Origin of the sequence: Chryseobacterium sp. LAM-KRS1 (assembly GCF_013184525.1) — a bacterium.
Taxonomy (GTDB): Bacteria; Bacteroidota; Bacteroidia; order Flavobacteriales; family Weeksellaceae; genus Chryseobacterium; species Chryseobacterium proteolyticum.
In genome coordinates, this window is record NZ_JAAOIZ010000001.1 from 755,513 (window position 1) to 772,980 (window position 17,468).

Annotated in this window: 13 protein-coding genes; 12 read left to right on the forward strand and 1 reads right to left on the reverse strand. The window is 37.9% G+C overall.

Features of this window, described 5'->3' with window-relative positions:
* Positions 1-336 precede the first annotated feature (336 nt).
* The 4 genes from G9C87_RS03420 (at position 337) to G9C87_RS03435 (ending at position 4,001) form a co-directional block, all read left to right on the forward strand.
* A complete protein-coding gene (locus G9C87_RS03420) occupies positions 337-1,143 on the forward strand; it encodes an AraC family transcriptional regulator (protein ID WP_172278120.1) in 807 nt (268 codons plus the stop codon).
* 59 nt (positions 1,144-1,202) lie between these two features.
* Entirely contained in the window at positions 1,203-2,009 is an 807-nt protein-coding gene (locus G9C87_RS03425) for an inositol monophosphatase family protein (protein WP_172278122.1), read from the forward strand.
* The gene (locus tag G9C87_RS03430) at positions 2,010-2,636 is read left to right on the forward strand and encodes an NAD(P)-dependent oxidoreductase (protein WP_172278124.1); all 627 of its coding nucleotides are present in this window, start codon (positions 2,010-2,012) and stop codon (positions 2,634-2,636) included.
* Positions 2,637-3,119: 483 nt separating this feature from the next.
* A complete protein-coding gene (locus G9C87_RS03435) occupies positions 3,120-4,001 on the forward strand; it encodes a tyrosine-protein phosphatase (RefSeq protein ID WP_172278126.1) in 882 nt (293 codons plus the stop codon).
* 275 nt (positions 4,002-4,276) lie between these two features.
* Here G9C87_RS03435 and G9C87_RS03440 read toward each other — a convergent pair whose 3' ends face one another.
* On the reverse strand, positions 4,277-5,251 hold the full coding sequence (locus tag G9C87_RS03440) for a bestrophin family protein (RefSeq protein WP_228456934.1): 975 nt from the start codon (positions 5,249-5,251) through the stop codon (positions 4,277-4,279).
* Positions 5,252-5,551: 300 nt separating this feature from the next.
* Here G9C87_RS03440 and G9C87_RS03445 point away from each other — a divergent pair, with 300 nt between their 5' ends.
* The 8 genes from G9C87_RS03445 (at position 5,552) to G9C87_RS03480 (ending at position 17,252) form a co-directional block, all read left to right on the forward strand.
* On the forward strand, positions 5,552-5,926 hold the full coding sequence (locus G9C87_RS03445) for a hypothetical protein (RefSeq protein WP_172278129.1): 375 nt from the start codon (positions 5,552-5,554) through the stop codon (positions 5,924-5,926).
* Positions 5,927-6,529: 603 nt separating this feature from the next.
* The gene (locus G9C87_RS03450; protein ID WP_172278131.1) at positions 6,530-7,255 is read left to right on the forward strand and encodes an NUDIX hydrolase; all 726 of its coding nucleotides are present in this window, start codon (positions 6,530-6,532) and stop codon (positions 7,253-7,255) included.
* A gap of 15 nt (positions 7,256-7,270) precedes the next feature.
* Entirely contained in the window at positions 7,271-8,755 is a 1,485-nt protein-coding gene (locus tag G9C87_RS03455) for a xylulokinase (RefSeq protein ID WP_172278133.1), read from the forward strand.
* A gap of 107 nt (positions 8,756-8,862) precedes the next feature.
* Complete coding sequence (gene xylA, locus G9C87_RS03460; protein WP_172278135.1) at positions 8,863-10,191, forward strand: xylose isomerase; 1,329 nt, start codon at positions 8,863-8,865, stop codon at positions 10,189-10,191.
* A gap of 93 nt (positions 10,192-10,284) precedes the next feature.
* Positions 10,285-13,179, forward strand: a complete 2,895-nt coding sequence (locus tag G9C87_RS03465) for a SusC/RagA family TonB-linked outer membrane protein (RefSeq protein ID WP_172278137.1) — start codon at positions 10,285-10,287, stop codon at positions 13,177-13,179.
* 12 nt (positions 13,180-13,191) lie between these two features.
* Positions 13,192-15,150, forward strand: coding sequence for a RagB/SusD family nutrient uptake outer membrane protein (locus tag G9C87_RS03470; protein ID WP_172278139.1), 1,959 nt, complete (start codon positions 13,192-13,194; stop codon positions 15,148-15,150).
* A 79-nt stretch (positions 15,151-15,229) separates the two neighbouring features.
* On the forward strand, positions 15,230-16,405 hold the full coding sequence (uxuA, locus tag G9C87_RS03475) for a mannonate dehydratase (RefSeq protein ID WP_172278141.1): 1,176 nt from the start codon (positions 15,230-15,232) through the stop codon (positions 16,403-16,405).
* A gap of 31 nt (positions 16,406-16,436) precedes the next feature.
* Positions 16,437-17,252: an SDR family oxidoreductase gene (locus tag G9C87_RS03480; protein WP_172278143.1), complete on the forward strand. Its 816-nt coding sequence runs from the start codon at positions 16,437-16,439 to the stop codon at positions 17,250-17,252.
* Positions 17,253-17,468 lie beyond the last annotated feature (216 nt).

Genomic DNA, 17,468 nt, shown 5'->3' on the forward strand with positions numbered 1-17,468 from the left:
CTTTTTTTTGAAGAGTTCAAAAAGGAAATCTGATAGTATCAGAAATGTTTATTTGAGAATTAAAGTTGATGGTATCCCAAAAGAGACCTCTATTAAAAGAAAATGGGATGTAAAAAGATGGGATCAACATTTGGATGACAAATTTCAACTTTGCCGTTATTTATTAGTTTTTTCTTCTTGAATGTATTTTCCAACAAAATATATTATTCTATTTTTACCGAATCAATGATATAATTTGATCTATAATAACATCAGTAAATCTTGAAAAACCAAAAAAACAGCATCAAACAATTTGAACTCTCACCTGATTCTAGGGCGGGAATGTTGATTGTAAATATGGAAAATAGAGAGGATGATCACCATGATGTTTCAAGGCCTCACCGTGATAATCATTGTCAATTCATGCTAGCTGTGGAAGGTGAATTCAAATTAAATATAGATTTTGAAAATATTGAGTTTATAGGTCCGGCAATACTTTTTGTTTTCCCTGATGAGGTGCATCATGTCATAGAAGTGCATCAGCCAAAAGGTTGGATGATCGGTTTTGATCCATCACTGGTAGATAAGGAAGTATTGCAATTATTAGAAAATAATTTCAGTAATCCGTTAGTCCCTGAAACAGGATCTGTTTTTTATCAGGAGATTTTTAAATTGACGGATCTTATTGAAAAGTTACAGTTACATAACACAAACAATTACATTCAAAAAAGCATCCATTCATTATTGAATAGTCTTTTGAATCTTATTGCCGGAAATCTTGCCAGTATCATACCGGATAATAAGGTCAAAGAAAAGCGAAGCTTCATCATTAAAGAAGCTTTCATAAAACTTTCCAAAGAACATTTTAAAACATGGAAACAGCCTGCACAATATGCCTCGGCGCTTTCAATTTCGACTGCCCATCTGAATGATACAGTAAAATCTTTGACTGGAAGTCCTGTATCTGTACATATCCAGCAAGCTTCCATTATAGAGGCAAAAAGATTATTATATTTTACGGACAATACGGTACGGGAAATTGCTTACGAAGTAGGATATGATGAGCCGGTATATTTTGGAAAGCTTTTTAAAAAAGTAACCAACCTCACTCCACTTGAGTTTCGGAAGAAATTCCGTGATCAGGACTATCCTTCCCCTTTTTAAAACTACTTCCAGAGCTCTTACAGTACGTAAGTTTGCATTGTAATTAATAAACAATTGACATGCAAAACAAAACAAATATTCAGGTCATCCTGGATGCAGTACGAAAAATAGGCGATGCCTTTTTAAAAGAGTATAAACAAAATCCGATACCACAGAGTATGGACGAACTGTTAAAGCAACTGGACGATATTGACGACAAGTGCCTAACATCATTAAAGAAGGATTTGTCACTGGAATTTCCAGACACACCATGGCACATAGGCGATGAGTTTGATACAGATTCGCAAAGAAGTCCTGCACGGCAAGATGAATATTGGCTTTGTGATGCGATGGATGGGGCAATACAATACCTTCAACATATCGCAGGGTGGACCATAAATCTTGTTCTTGTCCGTCAGGGTAAACCTGCATTATCTGTTATATATGATCCATTGGCTGGCGAAATGTTTTGGGCAATAGATGGGGAAGGTGCTTTCATGAACAGTAAATTGCTTAAGCTTAGTCAAAAAACTGATCTTTCGGTAATGTTGGCCGTTTTTGATTATGGTCATCAGGATAAATCTGATAACCAATTGAATGAAAAAATTGGTTCTACCGTTACTAAACTGCTTCATAATTTTGGAATTGTCAGAAACTATGGACCTCATGGATTGCAACTAGCCTATGTAGGTGCGGGAAGAATAGATTTATTTGTCCAGGAGGATATTGATACCTATAACTGGATCGCGGGATTACTCATCGCCAAAGAGGCTGGTGCAGATTTATTGACCACTACCGGAGAACCATGGAAATGGGGAAGCGAGAGCCTATTAGTGGCATCTAAAAGAACTATAGAGAAATACCTGGAAATTAAATCTACTATATAAATGAAAATAGCTGTTATAGGTGCTGGAGCTGGAATTGGATTACAAGCCGTTAATAAAGCACTAAAAAGAGGGCACACCGTTAAGGCATTATCAAGAAATACCGATGATATTCCGGACCATCCGAATTTAATTAAAATTAACGGAAGCGCGACTTCGGCCTCTGATTTAAGAAGTGCTATCACAGATACCGATACCGTTATGATTACAGTGGGAACAAAAAATAAAAAGGCGACCACACTTTTTTCTGATATCGCAAAAACTTTGATTGAAGTATGCAAGGAACTTAATTTCTCTTCACCAGTTTTAGTGATTACGGGTTTTGGAGCAGGAGAAAGTGAAAAATATTTGAGCTTTTTTATGCGTACAGTAATTTCTTTATTCCTTAAAGATCAATATTCAGATAAAAGTAGGATGGAAACCCTTATAACAAAAAGTCCTATAAAATGGGAGATCGTAAGACCCGGAATGCTTACCAATAATGCAGATTCGTCAATGTATAGGACTGTACGGGAGCTACATAAGGGAATGAAGGTAGGAAAAATCTCGAGAGCTGGTGTGGCAGATTTTCTTGTAAACGAAGCGGAAAATCCAAAAATGCTATATCAATACGTTACACTTACTAATTAATTATATTGTAAAGACTTTTTTTCTATCGAAGTATTTAAGAATTAGAATGAAGTTTTAAATACTTATAAAAGATTGCTATTAAAGAATAAATGGGGGAATTACTATTTGTAATAGAAATGATTTTAATGCATCTCTATTATAAGTTCAAGATTAAAGTTAGTAAACAAAGCATATTGAAAGAGTAACTTCGAATCCCTCATTCTCCGCAAAATGCGAAACGGAAGTTTTTAAAAAGCATCAAAAAATAGATAAAACCTGCAATTAGTAAAATTGTAAGTTTTGTTTTTGAAATAGACTGTCAAAAGACCTCAAAGGTATATAATTTCCAATTCACGGACTTTAGAAATATTGCATGATTTCAAATTTGTATTTAGTAAATTACCCATACTAATAATTATGGCTATATGATCTGTTTATAAAGACTCTATGTGTCCTAAAAAATATATGAATATAAGAGACTAAAGAATAATCCTATTATACGGTATGAACAATGAACAAAAAATAATCCGGCTTTCAGGCAGTTTAAATACTCGTGATCTTGGAGGCTTACAATCTAGTGACGGGAGAATGATAAAATATGGTGCCCTTTATCGAAGCTCACAGCTCAATTATCTCACAGAGCAAGATGTTGAGATATTGAAAAGACTAAATATTCGTACTATAGTAGATTTCCGTGCATTAAAAGAAGCCGAAGAATTACCGGACAAGCTTCCTTTAAATGTAAAAGTAGTGAACGTACCCATCTTAGGAAATAAGATTGATAAAAGTAAAATTGCAGAATATGTGAAACATAATGATTTACCCATTACTATGGAAGACGAAGTAGCCACTTGGAAGTACGGACCATTTCAACGGATGCTATACCTTGTCAATAGTTATCGGAATCCTGACTACATAGAGGTTGTAAAACAGTACAGGGCATTTTTTCAACTGATTTCCATGCAACCTATCGAAGAAGCTTTACTTTATCATTGTACCGGAGGCAGAGATCGGACAGGATTAGCAACTGTATTTTTGTTAAATATGTTAGATATCCCAATGGATAAAATCAAAGAAAACTACTTACAATCTAATCTGTTTTTACAACCAGACAGAGGAAACCCGAATTCTGAAGAATTTAAAAAATTTATTTTTTCAAATGTTTATATCCAACCTATCGACAATATTCATTTTAAAAAAGTGGCAGAAGAATTTGGTACGACAACTCAAAAAATTTATGATGCATTAAAGCTGAAACCCGAATATATTAATCAAATTTTAGGAAATATTATTAAAAAATATGGTTCACTTTCCAATTTTTATAAAACCGAATTCGGGATTGGTGAATATGAAACCAAAATGTTAAGAGAAAAATATTTAGAATGAAAATTTAGAACAAAATAATTACTTGATTCGTTTTTTTATAACTATTATTTGCTTTTTTTCCTAAGTTTAGTTTTCCCGGATTTTGAATATAAGAAGTCAGGTAATCCATATTATCTACTAATTTCTTGCTCAAACTCATAGGTTCTTTATTAATACATTAAAGTTATCGGCCAACTAATATAGCTTATCCATAAATGTTATGGTTAAAGTATATCCAGCAAACAATGGCGATTGCTTGTAGATTTTTTGGAATACCAAAGCAAATGTTATGAGCTCTATAAAATAATATTATTTTGGTTTAGATTTGTGTTTTTCAAATTCACTTCTCCCAGCATTTCTCTTAATTCAATTTCTACTTGAAAACTAATTTGGGATATAGGAACATCATTGGCACCTCCCTCAAATGGATTTTCAGTATTTTCACCTACTTGTGCTATAGATGAATACAACCAGGAAATTAAGCAACTGAAAGGAATGATCAGCCAAATCATATTTCCTTTCATCAATCCGTCCACACTTTCGTTGAGCCTATTAAAATCTGACAATAATCCATACGGCAGTAGAAATGAAAAAGATTGAATGAGAAGGTTGTTAATAATATTATGCTGGCGGGGAAATGGAGAATATTTAATCTGTTCACTTTTTCCCTGCAGATTATAAAACTCTTTGATCGATTTTTCCATATCCATAAATTGAGCCATTATGATTTCCTGTTTGTCGTAAAGAGATTTCAGATTTTTGCTTTGTAGCCCCATAATATAAGTTGAAGTATTTCTTGCCTTAAGAGCGGCCTCCAGCTCTTCAGCCACCAGGTATTTCGCCAGTTCTTCTTTGAGGGTTGTTTGCCGTTCCGGAATTTTGAAGTGTTTACGATAATTTACGTTATTCTTTTTATTGGTTGATTCCCAGCTTTGGTGTTCTCTCATGCTGTAACGTAAGGAAGTAACCCAGGCAATATGCGTATAAATAAGAGTTTTTGGGCTTTCGCTGTTATCTGGTAAGTAATCTTTGCCCATCAACCCCCAGGCACGGCTATTGGATAGGATAGAAGTCCATACATTCTGGGCTTCTAAGGACCGGTTGTAGCTTAGGTTATTTTTAAAGCCTAATATAAATGCAGTTGCTGTTCCCAGCATTGCAATGACAGACCAGGGAATGGCGACCCATTTTAAACCGAAAATGTGATAAAGACATATGGGAATAAAGCCTAAAAGGATCAAAATGTAAATTTTACTTTTTGTCCATTTCATAAATTCAAAGAGATTGTATGATTTACCAATATACATTCCTATTACGATTTTAATTGTTACATTTTAGATGAAGACAACAGATAGGTAATTGAACCATTTGGGAGAGATCTTTCTTCATAATATTTATGACTTTGCTGCCGATAGGTTAATTACCCAATAATTACAATTTTCACTGCAAAATTGAAAATAAAAAAATCAGAATAACTTAAACCAGTTTAAGTTTTTAAAAAGGGCACTATATCCATCTTTGCATAGTAATAGCCATCGGGGCTGTTCGTATAATTTTCTAAAATTTTAAAGATGGATAGCAAAGAATTAATTGAATTAACCAAGCAACTTATTGATGAGGCAACGCATTTTAATGTTCCCTATGTACAGCAGATTTATGCGGATAATTTACTCATTGTGAAAGTTGATAAGAATGGAACAGTGGATACGATGAATAAAGAACAGCTCGTTAGTTTTGTTAAAGGAAACAATGATGCCAAAGCTACACCGTTTTCTACCAAAGCTGAATTTCATTATGCTGTTTGTGATGGAGATATAGGAATGGTAGTAATGACACGTGATTTGGAATTAAACGGAAAGTCAGACCCTAAATTCTTTACATTGATTTGGAAATACTCATCTGAAGGATGGCAGGTATTCAAAGAATCCTATGTTGAGCTTAAGTAAATAGAAATCGCTTTAGCCTTTGCAACAGCAATATAAATAAAAGAGCCTGTAATCTACAGGCTCCTTTATTTATGAGTATGAGAGTATTTTACATGGTTTAATTGTGTTCCAATAAGTGCCGGGTAATTTAAATAGACCATTTCTCCTGGATTCCGGAACGAGCCGTTTAATTATATTTTTTTGATGGTTATAAGATCAAATAATCACACCCTTTAAATTTATTGTTTCATAATTTTTTGCTGTTAGAGCGGAAAATTGGTGAATGAAAATAGGTTTTTATTTACTTTTTCATAATAAAAAGTGTCTTTTTTACATTTTTTTTTCAGCTAAAATGAAAAAAAAATTAATTCTTCTTATCATAATATTTATTCAGAAAAAAATGATCCTCTTTTTGGTGTTGTGATATTGCAATTAATTGTGAACTCATGTCTTATGAAATAAGTAAGTGTATTTTTAATGATAACCTTATCATAATTTTTATACAATTCATATCATAAAAATTCGATATGTAATGTGTTGATAAGCAGTAGATAATGATGGATTTATTTTTTTTATTCAGATGAATTTTTATATTTGTAATGTTACCAAAATGTTAACAAACTAATGAATCAGAATTTTATTCATACCTACGTCTCTGTAGATTGCGTTGTGTTTGGATTTGACCATGAAAACCGGTTGAATATATTATTAGTACAACGTCATGTAGATGATGTACCATTGGAAAAACAAATCAAGCTTCCCGGAAGTTTGATTTTCAGCGACGAAGATGTGGATGATGCTGCACAAAGAGTACTGCACGAACTTACAGGGATTAAAAAAATGGTCCTCAAACAGTTCAAATGCTTTGCAGATCCCATGAGAGCAAGCAATGCACATGATATCAAATGGATGGATCAGGAATACAAACATCATATAGACAGGATCATTACAGTGGCTTATCTTTCTCTTTGTAAAATAGACCACAAAATCAACAGTACAAAATATGATACCGTAGACTGGTATCCTATTGATGAAGTTCCGGGACTGCCTTTTGATCACAACAAAATTATCAGTGAATCTCTAATGGAGATCAGAAAATGGATTGAATCTGATTTCTCTATCATTTTTGAACTGCTGCCGAAAAGATTCACCATCAGACAGCTCTATCAGCTCTATAGTGCATTAAGTGAAAAAAATATTGACATCAAGAATTTTCATAAAAAAATTTCTTCGTTCCCCTATATTGTTCCCTTGGATGAAATTCAAAAAGATGTGTCACACCGTGCCGCAAGGTACTACAGATTTGACGCTAAGATTTACAAGAAAAACAATACAAAACTTATAAAATAACCTTTTTAAAAAATTATGTACTTACTAGGCTATGACATTGGCAGTTCTTCTGTGAAAGTTTGTCTCATCGAGGCATCCAGTGGAAAAGTGATTGCTTCTGAATTTTCTCCCAAAAAAGAAATGAAAATCACTGCTATAAATCCGGGATGGGCAGAGCAAAATCCAGTCGACTGGTGGACCAATCTGAGGTTGGCACATGAAGCTGTGATGCATGAATCCGGTATACATGCTGAAGATATCAAAGGAATTGGAATTACCTGGCAGATGCATGGTCTGATTCTGGTAGATAAAGATCAGAATGTCTTAAGGCCATCCATTATCTGGTGTGACAGCCGTGCTGTGCCTTACGGCGAAAAAGCTTTTAAAACAATAGGAGAGGAAAAATGCCTGTCTCATTTGTTGAATTCACCCGGAAACTTTACAGCATCAAAGCTGGCCTGGGTAAAAGAAAATGAGCCTGAAATTTTTAAAAAGATAGATAAAATCATGCTTCCGGGAGACTATATTGCTATGAGACTCTCAGGGGAGATCGGAATAACTATTGAAGGATTATCAGAAGGGATCTTCTGGGATTTTAAAAACAACTGCATTTCGGAAGATATCATAAACTACTATGGTATTCCTAAAAGCTTTTTCCCTGAAATCGTACCTACATTTGGTATCCAGGCAACGGTTTCCAAAGCAGCAGCTGAGGAATTAGGCTTAAAAGAAGGGACACCTATATCTTACAGGGCAGGTGATCAACCGAATAATGCACTTTCCCTGAATGTTTTTAATCCCGGAGAAATTGCCTCTACAGCAGGAACCTCAGGAGTTGTCTATGGTGTTCTGGATCAGCTGGAATATGATAAGTTATCAAGGGTAAATACATTTGCCCATGTCAATTATACACCGGAGCAGATCAGGCTGGGAGTTTTACTATGTATCAACGGAACCGGTATTTTAAATTCCTGGCTGAAGCATAATTTCGCAACCTCACTTTCTTCTTATGGGGATATGAATGATATGGCTTCGCTTTCACCTATTGGCTCAAAAGGGTTAAGTATCATTCCTTTTGGAAACGGTGCTGAAAGGGTACTGGAAAATAAAGATACCAGCTGTTCTATTCACGGAATCAATTTCAATATACACACTAAGGGAGATATACTGCGTGCGGCGCAGGAAGGTATTGTATTCTCTTACGAATACGGAATGGATATCATGAGAAATATCGGAATGGATATACAGGTCATCCGTGCAGGAAATGCCAACATGTTTTTAAGTTCAATCTTTCGCCAGTCTCTGGCCAGCGTGAGCAATGCGGTCATTGAACTTTATGATACCGATGGAGCAGTGGGAGCTGCAAGAGCTGCTGGAATGGGAATTGGATTTTATTCAGATTCCAGAGAAGCATTTTCTTCACTTGAAAAGATAGCGGTGATAGAGCCGGAACACGAAAAACAAGAACAATATACAGAAGCCTATGCGCGATGGAAACATCATCTTAATGAAATAATCTAAAGCAATTACAACCGTATTTTTCATCCTCTTACTGACTTTTAAGAACCAGTGAGAAGGGAATTCCTACGCAAAAATTAAAAAAACAAATTAAAAATAATCAAATAAATATGAACACTTTAACAGGTACAAAAGAATTTTTTACGGGTATTGAAAAAATTAAGTTTGAAGGAAGAGAAAGCAAGAACCCGTTGGCATTCCGATATTATGATGCTGAAAAGATCGTAATGGGAAAACCTATGAAAGATTGGACCAGATTTGCAATGGCTTGGTGGCATACCTTATGCGCAAACGGAAGTGATCCGTTCGGAGGTCCTACGATCCACCATCCATGGGACATCGGAAATGATGCAGTGACCAGAGCTATGCATAAAATGGACGCTGGTTTTGAATTCATGTCCAAAATGGGCTTCAATTATTACTGTTTCCACGATATCGACCTGGTAGATCCTGCTAATAACTGGAAGGATTATGAGAAAAACCTTCAGACTATTGTAGAATATGCAAAACAAAAGCAGCAGGAAACAGGAATTAAGCTTCTATGGGGAACAGCCAATGTTTTCACCCATGAAAGATACATGAACGGTGCCTCTACCAATCCGAATTTTGACGTCGTGGCCTGCGCAGGAACTCAGGTGAAAAGCTCAATAGATGCAACGATAGCATTGGGAGGAGAAAATTATGTTTTCTGGGGTGGAAGAGAGGGATATATGAGTCTTTTAAACACGGATATGAAGCGTGAAAAAGATCACCTGGCCCGTTTTCTTTCCATGTCAAGAGATTATGCGCGTCAGCAAGGATTTAAAGGAACATTCCTGATCGAGCCAAAACCAATGGAACCTACCAAGCATCAGTATGATTATGATTCCGAAACAGTGATCGGATTCCTGAGACATTACGGATTGGATAAAGATTTCAAACTGAATATCGAAGTGAATCACGCTACGTTGGCGGGGCACACATTCGAGCATGAGCTTCAGGTAGCTGTAGATGCCGGACTTTTAGGGAGCATTGATGCCAATAGAGGAGATTATCAGAACGGATGGGATACCGACCAATTCCCGATCGATTATTACGACATGGTTCAGGCGTGGCTTGTACTGCTTCCGGCGGGAGGCCTGGGAGCCGGTGGAGTAAACTTTGATGCGAAAATCAGAAGAAATTCTATAGATGCTGAAGATTTATTCATTTCTCATATTTCAGGAATGGATGTATTCGCAAAAGGTCTTCTTGCAGCAGCTGATATCCTGGAAAATTCTGATTACAAAAAACTGAGAACAGATCGTTATGCTTCTTTTGATAACGGGAATGGAAAATCTTTCGAGGAAGGTAAACTTACCCTGGAAGATCTTCAGAGAATAGCTCACGAAATCGGCGAACCACAGCCAAAAAGCGGAAAACAGGAATTGTTTGAAGCCATCGTGAATATGCATATATAATAAAAAATAAAAGGCTTGTAAACACTAAGGACTTTACAAACTATAATTATTAATCAGCCTTTTATTCAATAACTAATACTAAAAATAATAATTATGAACCGATTTTATTTCAATAAAAGCAATAAAGCAGCATTATTTTTTGCAATGACTTTATTGCCTTCCGGCATAGCATATTCACAGGTTAAAAAGGATACGATAGTTAAAGAAAAGAAAATAGATGAAGTTGTTGTAATAGGATATGGAACACAGAGAAAAGAGGCGGTTACAGGTTCTGTGGCCACTGTAAAAGGAGATGCATTGCGTGAAGTACCCTCAGCTAACATAACCCAGGCATTACAGGGAAGAACGGCAGGGGTAGACATCTCACAAACCTCTACAAAACCGGGTGCTGCCATGCAGATCCGTATCAGGGGAACAAGATCTCTGACAGGAGATAATAATCCGTTGATTGTATTGGATGGAATTCCTTTCGTAGGATCATTGGGAGATATAAGCTCAAGTGATATCAAAAGTATTGACATCCTTAAAGATGCTTCTGCTACGGCGATTTACGGATCCAGAGGAGCAAACGGAGTTATTCTCGTTACAACCAACAGAGGAGCAAAAGGGCAGAAACCCAGATTCACTTACAATACCTTTACGGGAGTTCAGACCTTGTTTTCAAAATATCCTATGATGGATGGCCCTAAGTTTGCGCAGCTGCGCGCTTATGCCATTCCGGCAGGAAATACAACACCTTTATATTCAAATGGTGCTGATGAAAGCAACAGTGTTAATACGGACTGGCAAAGCCTGTATTACAAACCGGCGATGATGACCAGTCATGATATCGGGGTTTCAGGAGGAACAGACGGAGGAAATTATAATGTAGGCCTATCTTACTTCAAGCAAGATGCATTGATCCCTATTCAAAGTTATGAAAGATTTGCCCTGCGAATGGCTATTGACCAGCAGGTAGGCTCGGTTTTTAAATTTGGTTTTACATCCAATACCAATTATTCAATCTCTGAAGGAAATGGGGTAAATCCGGGAGCAGTGCTGGGATTTTCTCCAATTGCCAATCCTTACAATGCGGACGGAAGCCCAAAGAGGGTAATGAGCACGGCTGGAGGTATTGATCAGACATGGATTTATACCAGAGGGAGCCTGGAAAGTCTTGGAGATAAATATATTGACGAAACCAAATCTTTTGCATCCTACAACAACCTTTACGGGGAAGCCAATCTTCCGATCAAAGGACTGAAATACCGATTGAACGTAGGTTTGGATTTCCGTACTTCAAATAGTGGAAATTATGCTGGGGTAGGAGTATTTAATACGAATCCTCTTGGGCCTTCAGCTGCAGGAAGAGGGAATAACCAAACCTATCACTGGGTCCTGGAAAACCTTTTAACCTACGACCGTACATTTGGAAAGCATAAAATTAATGCCGTAGGATTATATTCCGCAGAAGGAAATAAGTATACAAGCTCATACATGAGCGCAAAGAATGTCCCTGCAGATTTTTTCCAGTATTATAATCTGGGACAATCGCCTCAGGCAGATATTACCGTACGACCGGAAGACCAGATCTACTGGAAAACGGGTCTTCTTTCTGCAATGGGAAGGGTAATGTATACCTATGATAACAAGTATATGCTGACAGCAACACTTCGTGCAGACGGATCTTCCAGACTGGCTCCCGGCAACAAATGGCATACATATCCCGCATTATCATTAGGATGGAATGTTACCAATGAATCCTTTATGCAGAATATCAAAGCCATTAATCTTCTTAAATTCAGGGTTGGATGGGGACAGACCTCCAATCAGGCAGTAGATCCATATTCTACTATGGGAAGATTTAGTGTTGCTCCTTATAATTTTGGAAGTGCAGGAAGTACAGGGATCTATGGAAGTCAGCCACCAAATCCGAACCTGGGCTGGGAATATTCAAAAACGCAAAACTACGGTCTGGATTTCGGTTTATTGAACAACCGCCTTACGGGGAGTGTGGAGTATTACAAAACCCATACATATGACCTGTTGACACAGAAGAGTCTTCCGGCAACAAGCGGATGGTCATCCATTGTTTCCAATGTAGCGGAAACAGAAAATAAAGGTTTTGAAGTTTCCTTAAACGGTATCATTTTCGATAATCCGGATGGGTTTACATGGGAAGCCGGAGTTAATTTTTATACCAACCGAAACAAAATTTTATCTCTTGCATCCGGAACAACACGCGATGTGAATAACCTATGGTTTGTAGGTCATAATATCAATTCGTTATATGATTATCAGTATGTAGGCCTTTGGCAGGCAGGAGATCCTTATCAGAGCATTCTGGAACCGGGGACTGCTGCAGATGTAGTAGGATCTATCAAAGTTCTTTACACCGGAGGTTATAATCCTGACGGAACACCGGTAAGGGCAATAGGACCTGACGACAGGCAGATTTTTGATACCGCTCCTAAATTTCAGGGAGGATTTAATATGCGTTTTGCCTACAAGAACTTTGAACTAAGCACAGTAGGGGCTTTCCAAAACGGAGGAATCCTGGTAAGTACCATTTACGGATCTGCAAGTTATCTTAACAGATTAACAGGTAGAGGGAACAACGTGGATGTAGACTACTGGACAGAAGATAATACAGGAGCTTATTTTCCTCGTCCGGGACGCCATTTGAGCGGTGATAACCCGAAATATTCTTCTACTTTAGCGATGTTTGATGCTTCTTACCTTAAGCTCCGTACGATTACATTAGGCTATAATTTCAACAAAGATTTTTTAAAGGATTTGAAGATCACCGGCTTAAGAATTTACTTTACCGTAACAAATCCTGTTGTATTATTCTCTCCTTATCATAAGTTCTCAGGAATGGATCCGGAACCGAACTCTTTCGGAAATGAAAACCAGGCCGTAAGCGGATATCAAAGCCGTCAGCTTGTTATAGGAACCAACAACCCTTCCACAAGAAATTACTTAATGGGACTTAACTTAACCTTTTAAAACTGTATTGTCATGATAAATTTTAACAAAAAACTGGTATTGGGAACAATCTTTTTATCCCTAACATTTACAGGATGTAATGAAATTCTGGATGAGCAGCCAAGATCAATATATACAGCGGATTACTTTAGTACACCGGATGGAATTAATCAGGGATTTACCTCTCTGTACAGACAGATGAGATTATTGTACGGTAATGGATATTTCATGAGCAATTGCCAGAATGGAACTGACGAATCAACATGGGCCCAAAGTGCGGATGGTAACTTTAAAGAACTTGATATGTCCGGAAACGGTATTATCAATTCCAATACTTTTCCTACGAGTATGGTTTGGAATTCAGTGTTTCCGTATATCAATACAGCCAATGGAATCATTGAAAAGGGACCGGGGTTCGGAATCGCAGAATCCATGATTTCCGAGGCCCGTTTCTTCCGCGGATTTTATTATTTCATGCTAGTGCAGACCTATGGAGGAGTTCCTTTGGACTTAGGGGCAGGAGAATTGAAATATAATACGCTTCCGTCCACGAATTCTGCAAGGAATACCGTGCCGGAAGTCTACACAAAAACGGTTTTTGCTGATCTTAAAAAGTCAATAGAAAATTTACCTTCATCACCGAGAGTAACAGGTGGTGTAACCAAAAATGCAGCAAGATTAATGCTTGCCAAAGCTTACCTTACTTATGGATGGTGGCTGCAGAATCCTAACAATATTCCGACTTACCCTGAAGCAACAAGAACTGACCCTGACGGACATAATGCTCAATGGTATTTCCAGCAGGCTTATGATGTCGCAATGGAAGGAATCAACAACCCGGGACCTTATGCGCTTCAGCCTACATTTTATGATGTCAATGTAGGTTCAAACGACAGAAACACGGAATCGATGCTCTATGCGGACCATATACAGTCAAGTACTTACTATAATGAAAGTGATCCTGTAGGATTTGGATCAGGCTGGGCTCCGGACAATTTTGCAGCATGGATGCAGACCTGGAACTATACGGCTATCAAAAGCAGTAAAACCACAGCTTGGGTTGGCGCAGACGTTGTAAGTTCAGTACAGAGAGAGGCGGCGCAATCACTGGGACGTCCTTGGGTTCGTATGTGTCCTACTTTGGGAGTCATTAAAAATACTTTTGCAGATAAAACCAATGATTCCCGTTATGATGGAACTTTTGTAACCACGTACAGAGGAAACTGGAACAAGAATGGAACGGGTCTTACAACGGTTCCTGTACTTTATAACGCCAATAATTTACCGGTACAACCGGGTGGGGCTATCCTGAGCTTTCTTAACGATGACAGCCAATTGCCTGCTTATCCTACAGGAGCGGGACAAAGTGGTGTAGGAGCAGGAACACTGGCAGGAAGAGCAGATTGGGTAATTGCACCGAATGGAATCAGCAGGATTGTATATCCTGGCTTATGGAAAATTGGAACTTATCGTACCGATGATCCGAATGGCTTAGGCTATCCGAATGCGGGATTAACCCGTCCTTTCAGCGTTGCCAAGTTTTCAGAATTCTATTTTATTGCAGCAGAAGCAGCAGTAAAAGGAGCTTCAGGTGCTATGACAGCCAGAAGTTTAATTAATGTCATCCGTGCCCGTGCCGGAAAATGGAAGTTCAATAATGCCCAGAATGCTGCTTACGTAGCGGATAACAGTGCTGCCATGATTGCGGCTACACCAGCGGTAATTACCATTGATTATATCCTTGCAGAAAGATCCCGCGAATATTACGGGGAATTCTACAGATGGTATGACTTGGTACGTACACAGAAATGGGGAGATTATGCGGCTACCTATCAGATCGGGGGAGCTTCTTATGGAGATCATGATCCGCAAACGGTGACAAGAACGATACAACCTTTTCATTATCTGAGACCTATTCCACAGAATCAGATTGATGCGATGGAAGTATCTGCAGATATCAAGGCAAAATATCAGAACCCCGGATACAATTAATTTTATTCTACATTCATATCAGCAACAGAGTAGGTGTGAAAGCACCTGCTTTGTTTATCTGAATTAAAATTTAAAAATTATGGAAAAAACCTGGCGTTGGTTTGGAAAAAAAGACAAAATAGAACTGAGTACGCTTCGTCAAATAGGAGTAGAAGGAATTGTTTCTGCACTGCATGATATCCCAAACGGAGAAATCTGGAATCTGGAGGCCATCAATGATTATAAAAACTATATAGAAAGCCACGGACTTCGCTGGTCTGTTGTGGAAAGTCTTCCCGTAAGCGAAGCGATCAAATACGGAGGTGAAGACCGTGACTCTTTAATAGAAAACTATATCACAAGCCTTGAAAATCTGGGTAAAGCAGGCATTACAACAGTTTGCTACAATTTTATGTCTGTTCTCGACTGGGCACGCACCGATCTCTTTCACGAGTGGGAAGACGGTTCGTCCTCACTTTATTTTGACAAAGCCAAGTTTGCGTACTTCGAAATTCATATTCTTCAAAGAGAGGGGGCCGAAAGCGATTATAATGCAGAAATCCTTCAGAAGGTAGAAGAATTAAAAAATACCTTAACGGAAAAAGATAATAATGACCTGATAGATTCAGTCATTGTAAAAACACAGGGATTCGTAAACGGAAATATCAAAGAAGGTGAATTGAATCCTGTAGAAAAATTCAAGAGTTTATTGGCTTTGTATGATGGAATCGATAAAGACAGACTTCGCCAGAACATGCAATATTTCCTTGAAAAAATAATGCCCGTCTGTGAAAAATGGAATATCCAGATGTGCGTACATCCAGATGATCCTCCATTTTCACTATTGGGCTTACCAAGAATAGTGACCAATGAAGAAGATATTGACTGGCTTCTGAAAGCTGTTGATAACCTACACAACGGTCTAACGTTCTGTGCCGGATCTCTAAGTGCTAATCTTCAGAATGACGTTCCTAAGCTTGCAAAGAAGTTTGCCCACCGTACCAAATTCGTTCACCTGAGAAGTACAAATGTCTTTGAAAACGGTGACTTCATCGAGGCTCATCACCTGGGAGGAAGAGGAAAGCTTATTGAAGTGATCCGTGTATTCGAAAAAGAAAACCCTAATCTTCCTATTAGAATTGATCATGGAAGGCTTTTAACCGAAGATATTGACAAAGGTTATAATCCCGGCTATTCATTTTTAGGAAGAATGCTGGCATTGGGTCAGATAGAAGGCGTAATGGCCGCAGTACAGTCGGAATTACAGAAAAATTAAACTGCGTTTGTAATAAATAATAAAAAGTAAAATGAAAGACCTGTTTAGTATTAAAAACAAAGTAGCAGTCATCACAGGGGCTTCAGGTGTTTTGGGAGGAAGTCTTGCCAAAAGCTTTATAGAGGCCGGAGCCAAAGTTGTTGCACTGGGGAGAAATCAGGAAACACTGGATGCCCGGGTAAAAGAACTTAAGGATTTAGGAGGAGAGGCACTCGCTGTAGAATCCAATGTGATGGATATTGAAAGCCTTGAAGCCGCTTCAGTGAAAATAAAGGAAAAGTATGGCCGTATTGATGTTCTGCTCAATATAGCCGGTGGAAATATTCCGGCAGCAACCTTATCTCCCGAACAGTCATTTTTCGATATGGATATGAAAGGATGGGCGGAGGTTACTGATCTTAATATCAACGGAACTGTTTATCCGAGCTATGTTTTCGGAAAAGCAATGGCTGAACAGGGGAGCGGAAACATTATCAATATTTCTTCCATGGCTGCCTATTCAGCGATTACAAGAGTAGCCGGATATTCTGCAGCCAAATCAGCAATCACCAATTTTACCCAATGGCTGGCCTCTGATCTTGCATTAAAATTCGGAGATAAGATACGTGTGAATGCCGTGGCACCAGGATTTTTCATTGGAGATCAGAACCGTGCAATTCTTCTGAATCCGGATGGAAGCTTAACGGAGAGAAGTAAAAAAGTAATGGCCAAAACACCGATGCAGAGATTTGGAGAAGTAGAAGAACTGAACGGGGTTGTACAGTTTCTATGTTCCGATGCCGCAAGTTTTATCACGGGAGCATTGATTCCTGTTGACGGAGGCTTCAGCGCATTCAGTGGAGTATAAAAAAAACTAATTTTTTCATATACAGTAAACAGGACCTTAATGGTTTCATTCAAGGTCCTGTTTTTAAAAAGTAGACACCTAAGTGTTGTGAAAATCTTTGATTTTCATCTTATGTGAACTTTTCTGCAGAATTATTTTAAACTTTCTTAAGTGAGCTAAAGTGTTTTAAAATAAGGCTTTTGTGACTTTTGTGGTTTTGCAGAGTTTAAACAAGTT

Coding starts and splice junctions, on each gene's coding strand:
- G9C87_RS03465 (WP_172278137.1), top strand. CDS start 10,285: ATGAACCGATTTTATTTCAATAAAAGCAATAAAGCAGCATTATTTTTT.
- G9C87_RS03480 (WP_172278143.1), top strand. CDS start 16,437: ATGAAAGACCTGTTTAGTATTAAAAACAAAGTAGCAGTCATCACAGGG.
- G9C87_RS03470 (WP_172278139.1), top strand. CDS start 13,192: ATGATAAATTTTAACAAAAAACTGGTATTGGGAACAATCTTTTTATCC.
- G9C87_RS03420 (WP_172278120.1), top strand. CDS start 337: ATGGAAAATAGAGAGGATGATCACCATGATGTTTCAAGGCCTCACCGT.
- G9C87_RS03445 (WP_172278129.1), top strand. CDS start 5,552: ATGGATAGCAAAGAATTAATTGAATTAACCAAGCAACTTATTGATGAG.
- G9C87_RS03455 (WP_172278133.1), top strand. CDS start 7,271: ATGTACTTACTAGGCTATGACATTGGCAGTTCTTCTGTGAAAGTTTGT.
- G9C87_RS03435 (WP_172278126.1), top strand. CDS start 3,120: ATGAACAATGAACAAAAAATAATCCGGCTTTCAGGCAGTTTAAATACT.
- uxuA (WP_172278141.1), top strand. CDS start 15,230: ATGGAAAAAACCTGGCGTTGGTTTGGAAAAAAAGACAAAATAGAACTG.
- xylA (WP_172278135.1), top strand. CDS start 8,863: ATGAACACTTTAACAGGTACAAAAGAATTTTTTACGGGTATTGAAAAA.
- G9C87_RS03425 (WP_172278122.1), top strand. CDS start 1,203: ATGCAAAACAAAACAAATATTCAGGTCATCCTGGATGCAGTACGAAAA.
- G9C87_RS03440 (WP_228456934.1), bottom strand. CDS start 5,251: ATGAAATGGACAAAAAGTAAAATTTACATTTTGATCCTTTTAGGCTTT.
- G9C87_RS03450 (WP_172278131.1), top strand. CDS start 6,530: ATGAATCAGAATTTTATTCATACCTACGTCTCTGTAGATTGCGTTGTG.
- G9C87_RS03430 (WP_172278124.1), top strand. CDS start 2,010: ATGAAAATAGCTGTTATAGGTGCTGGAGCTGGAATTGGATTACAAGCC.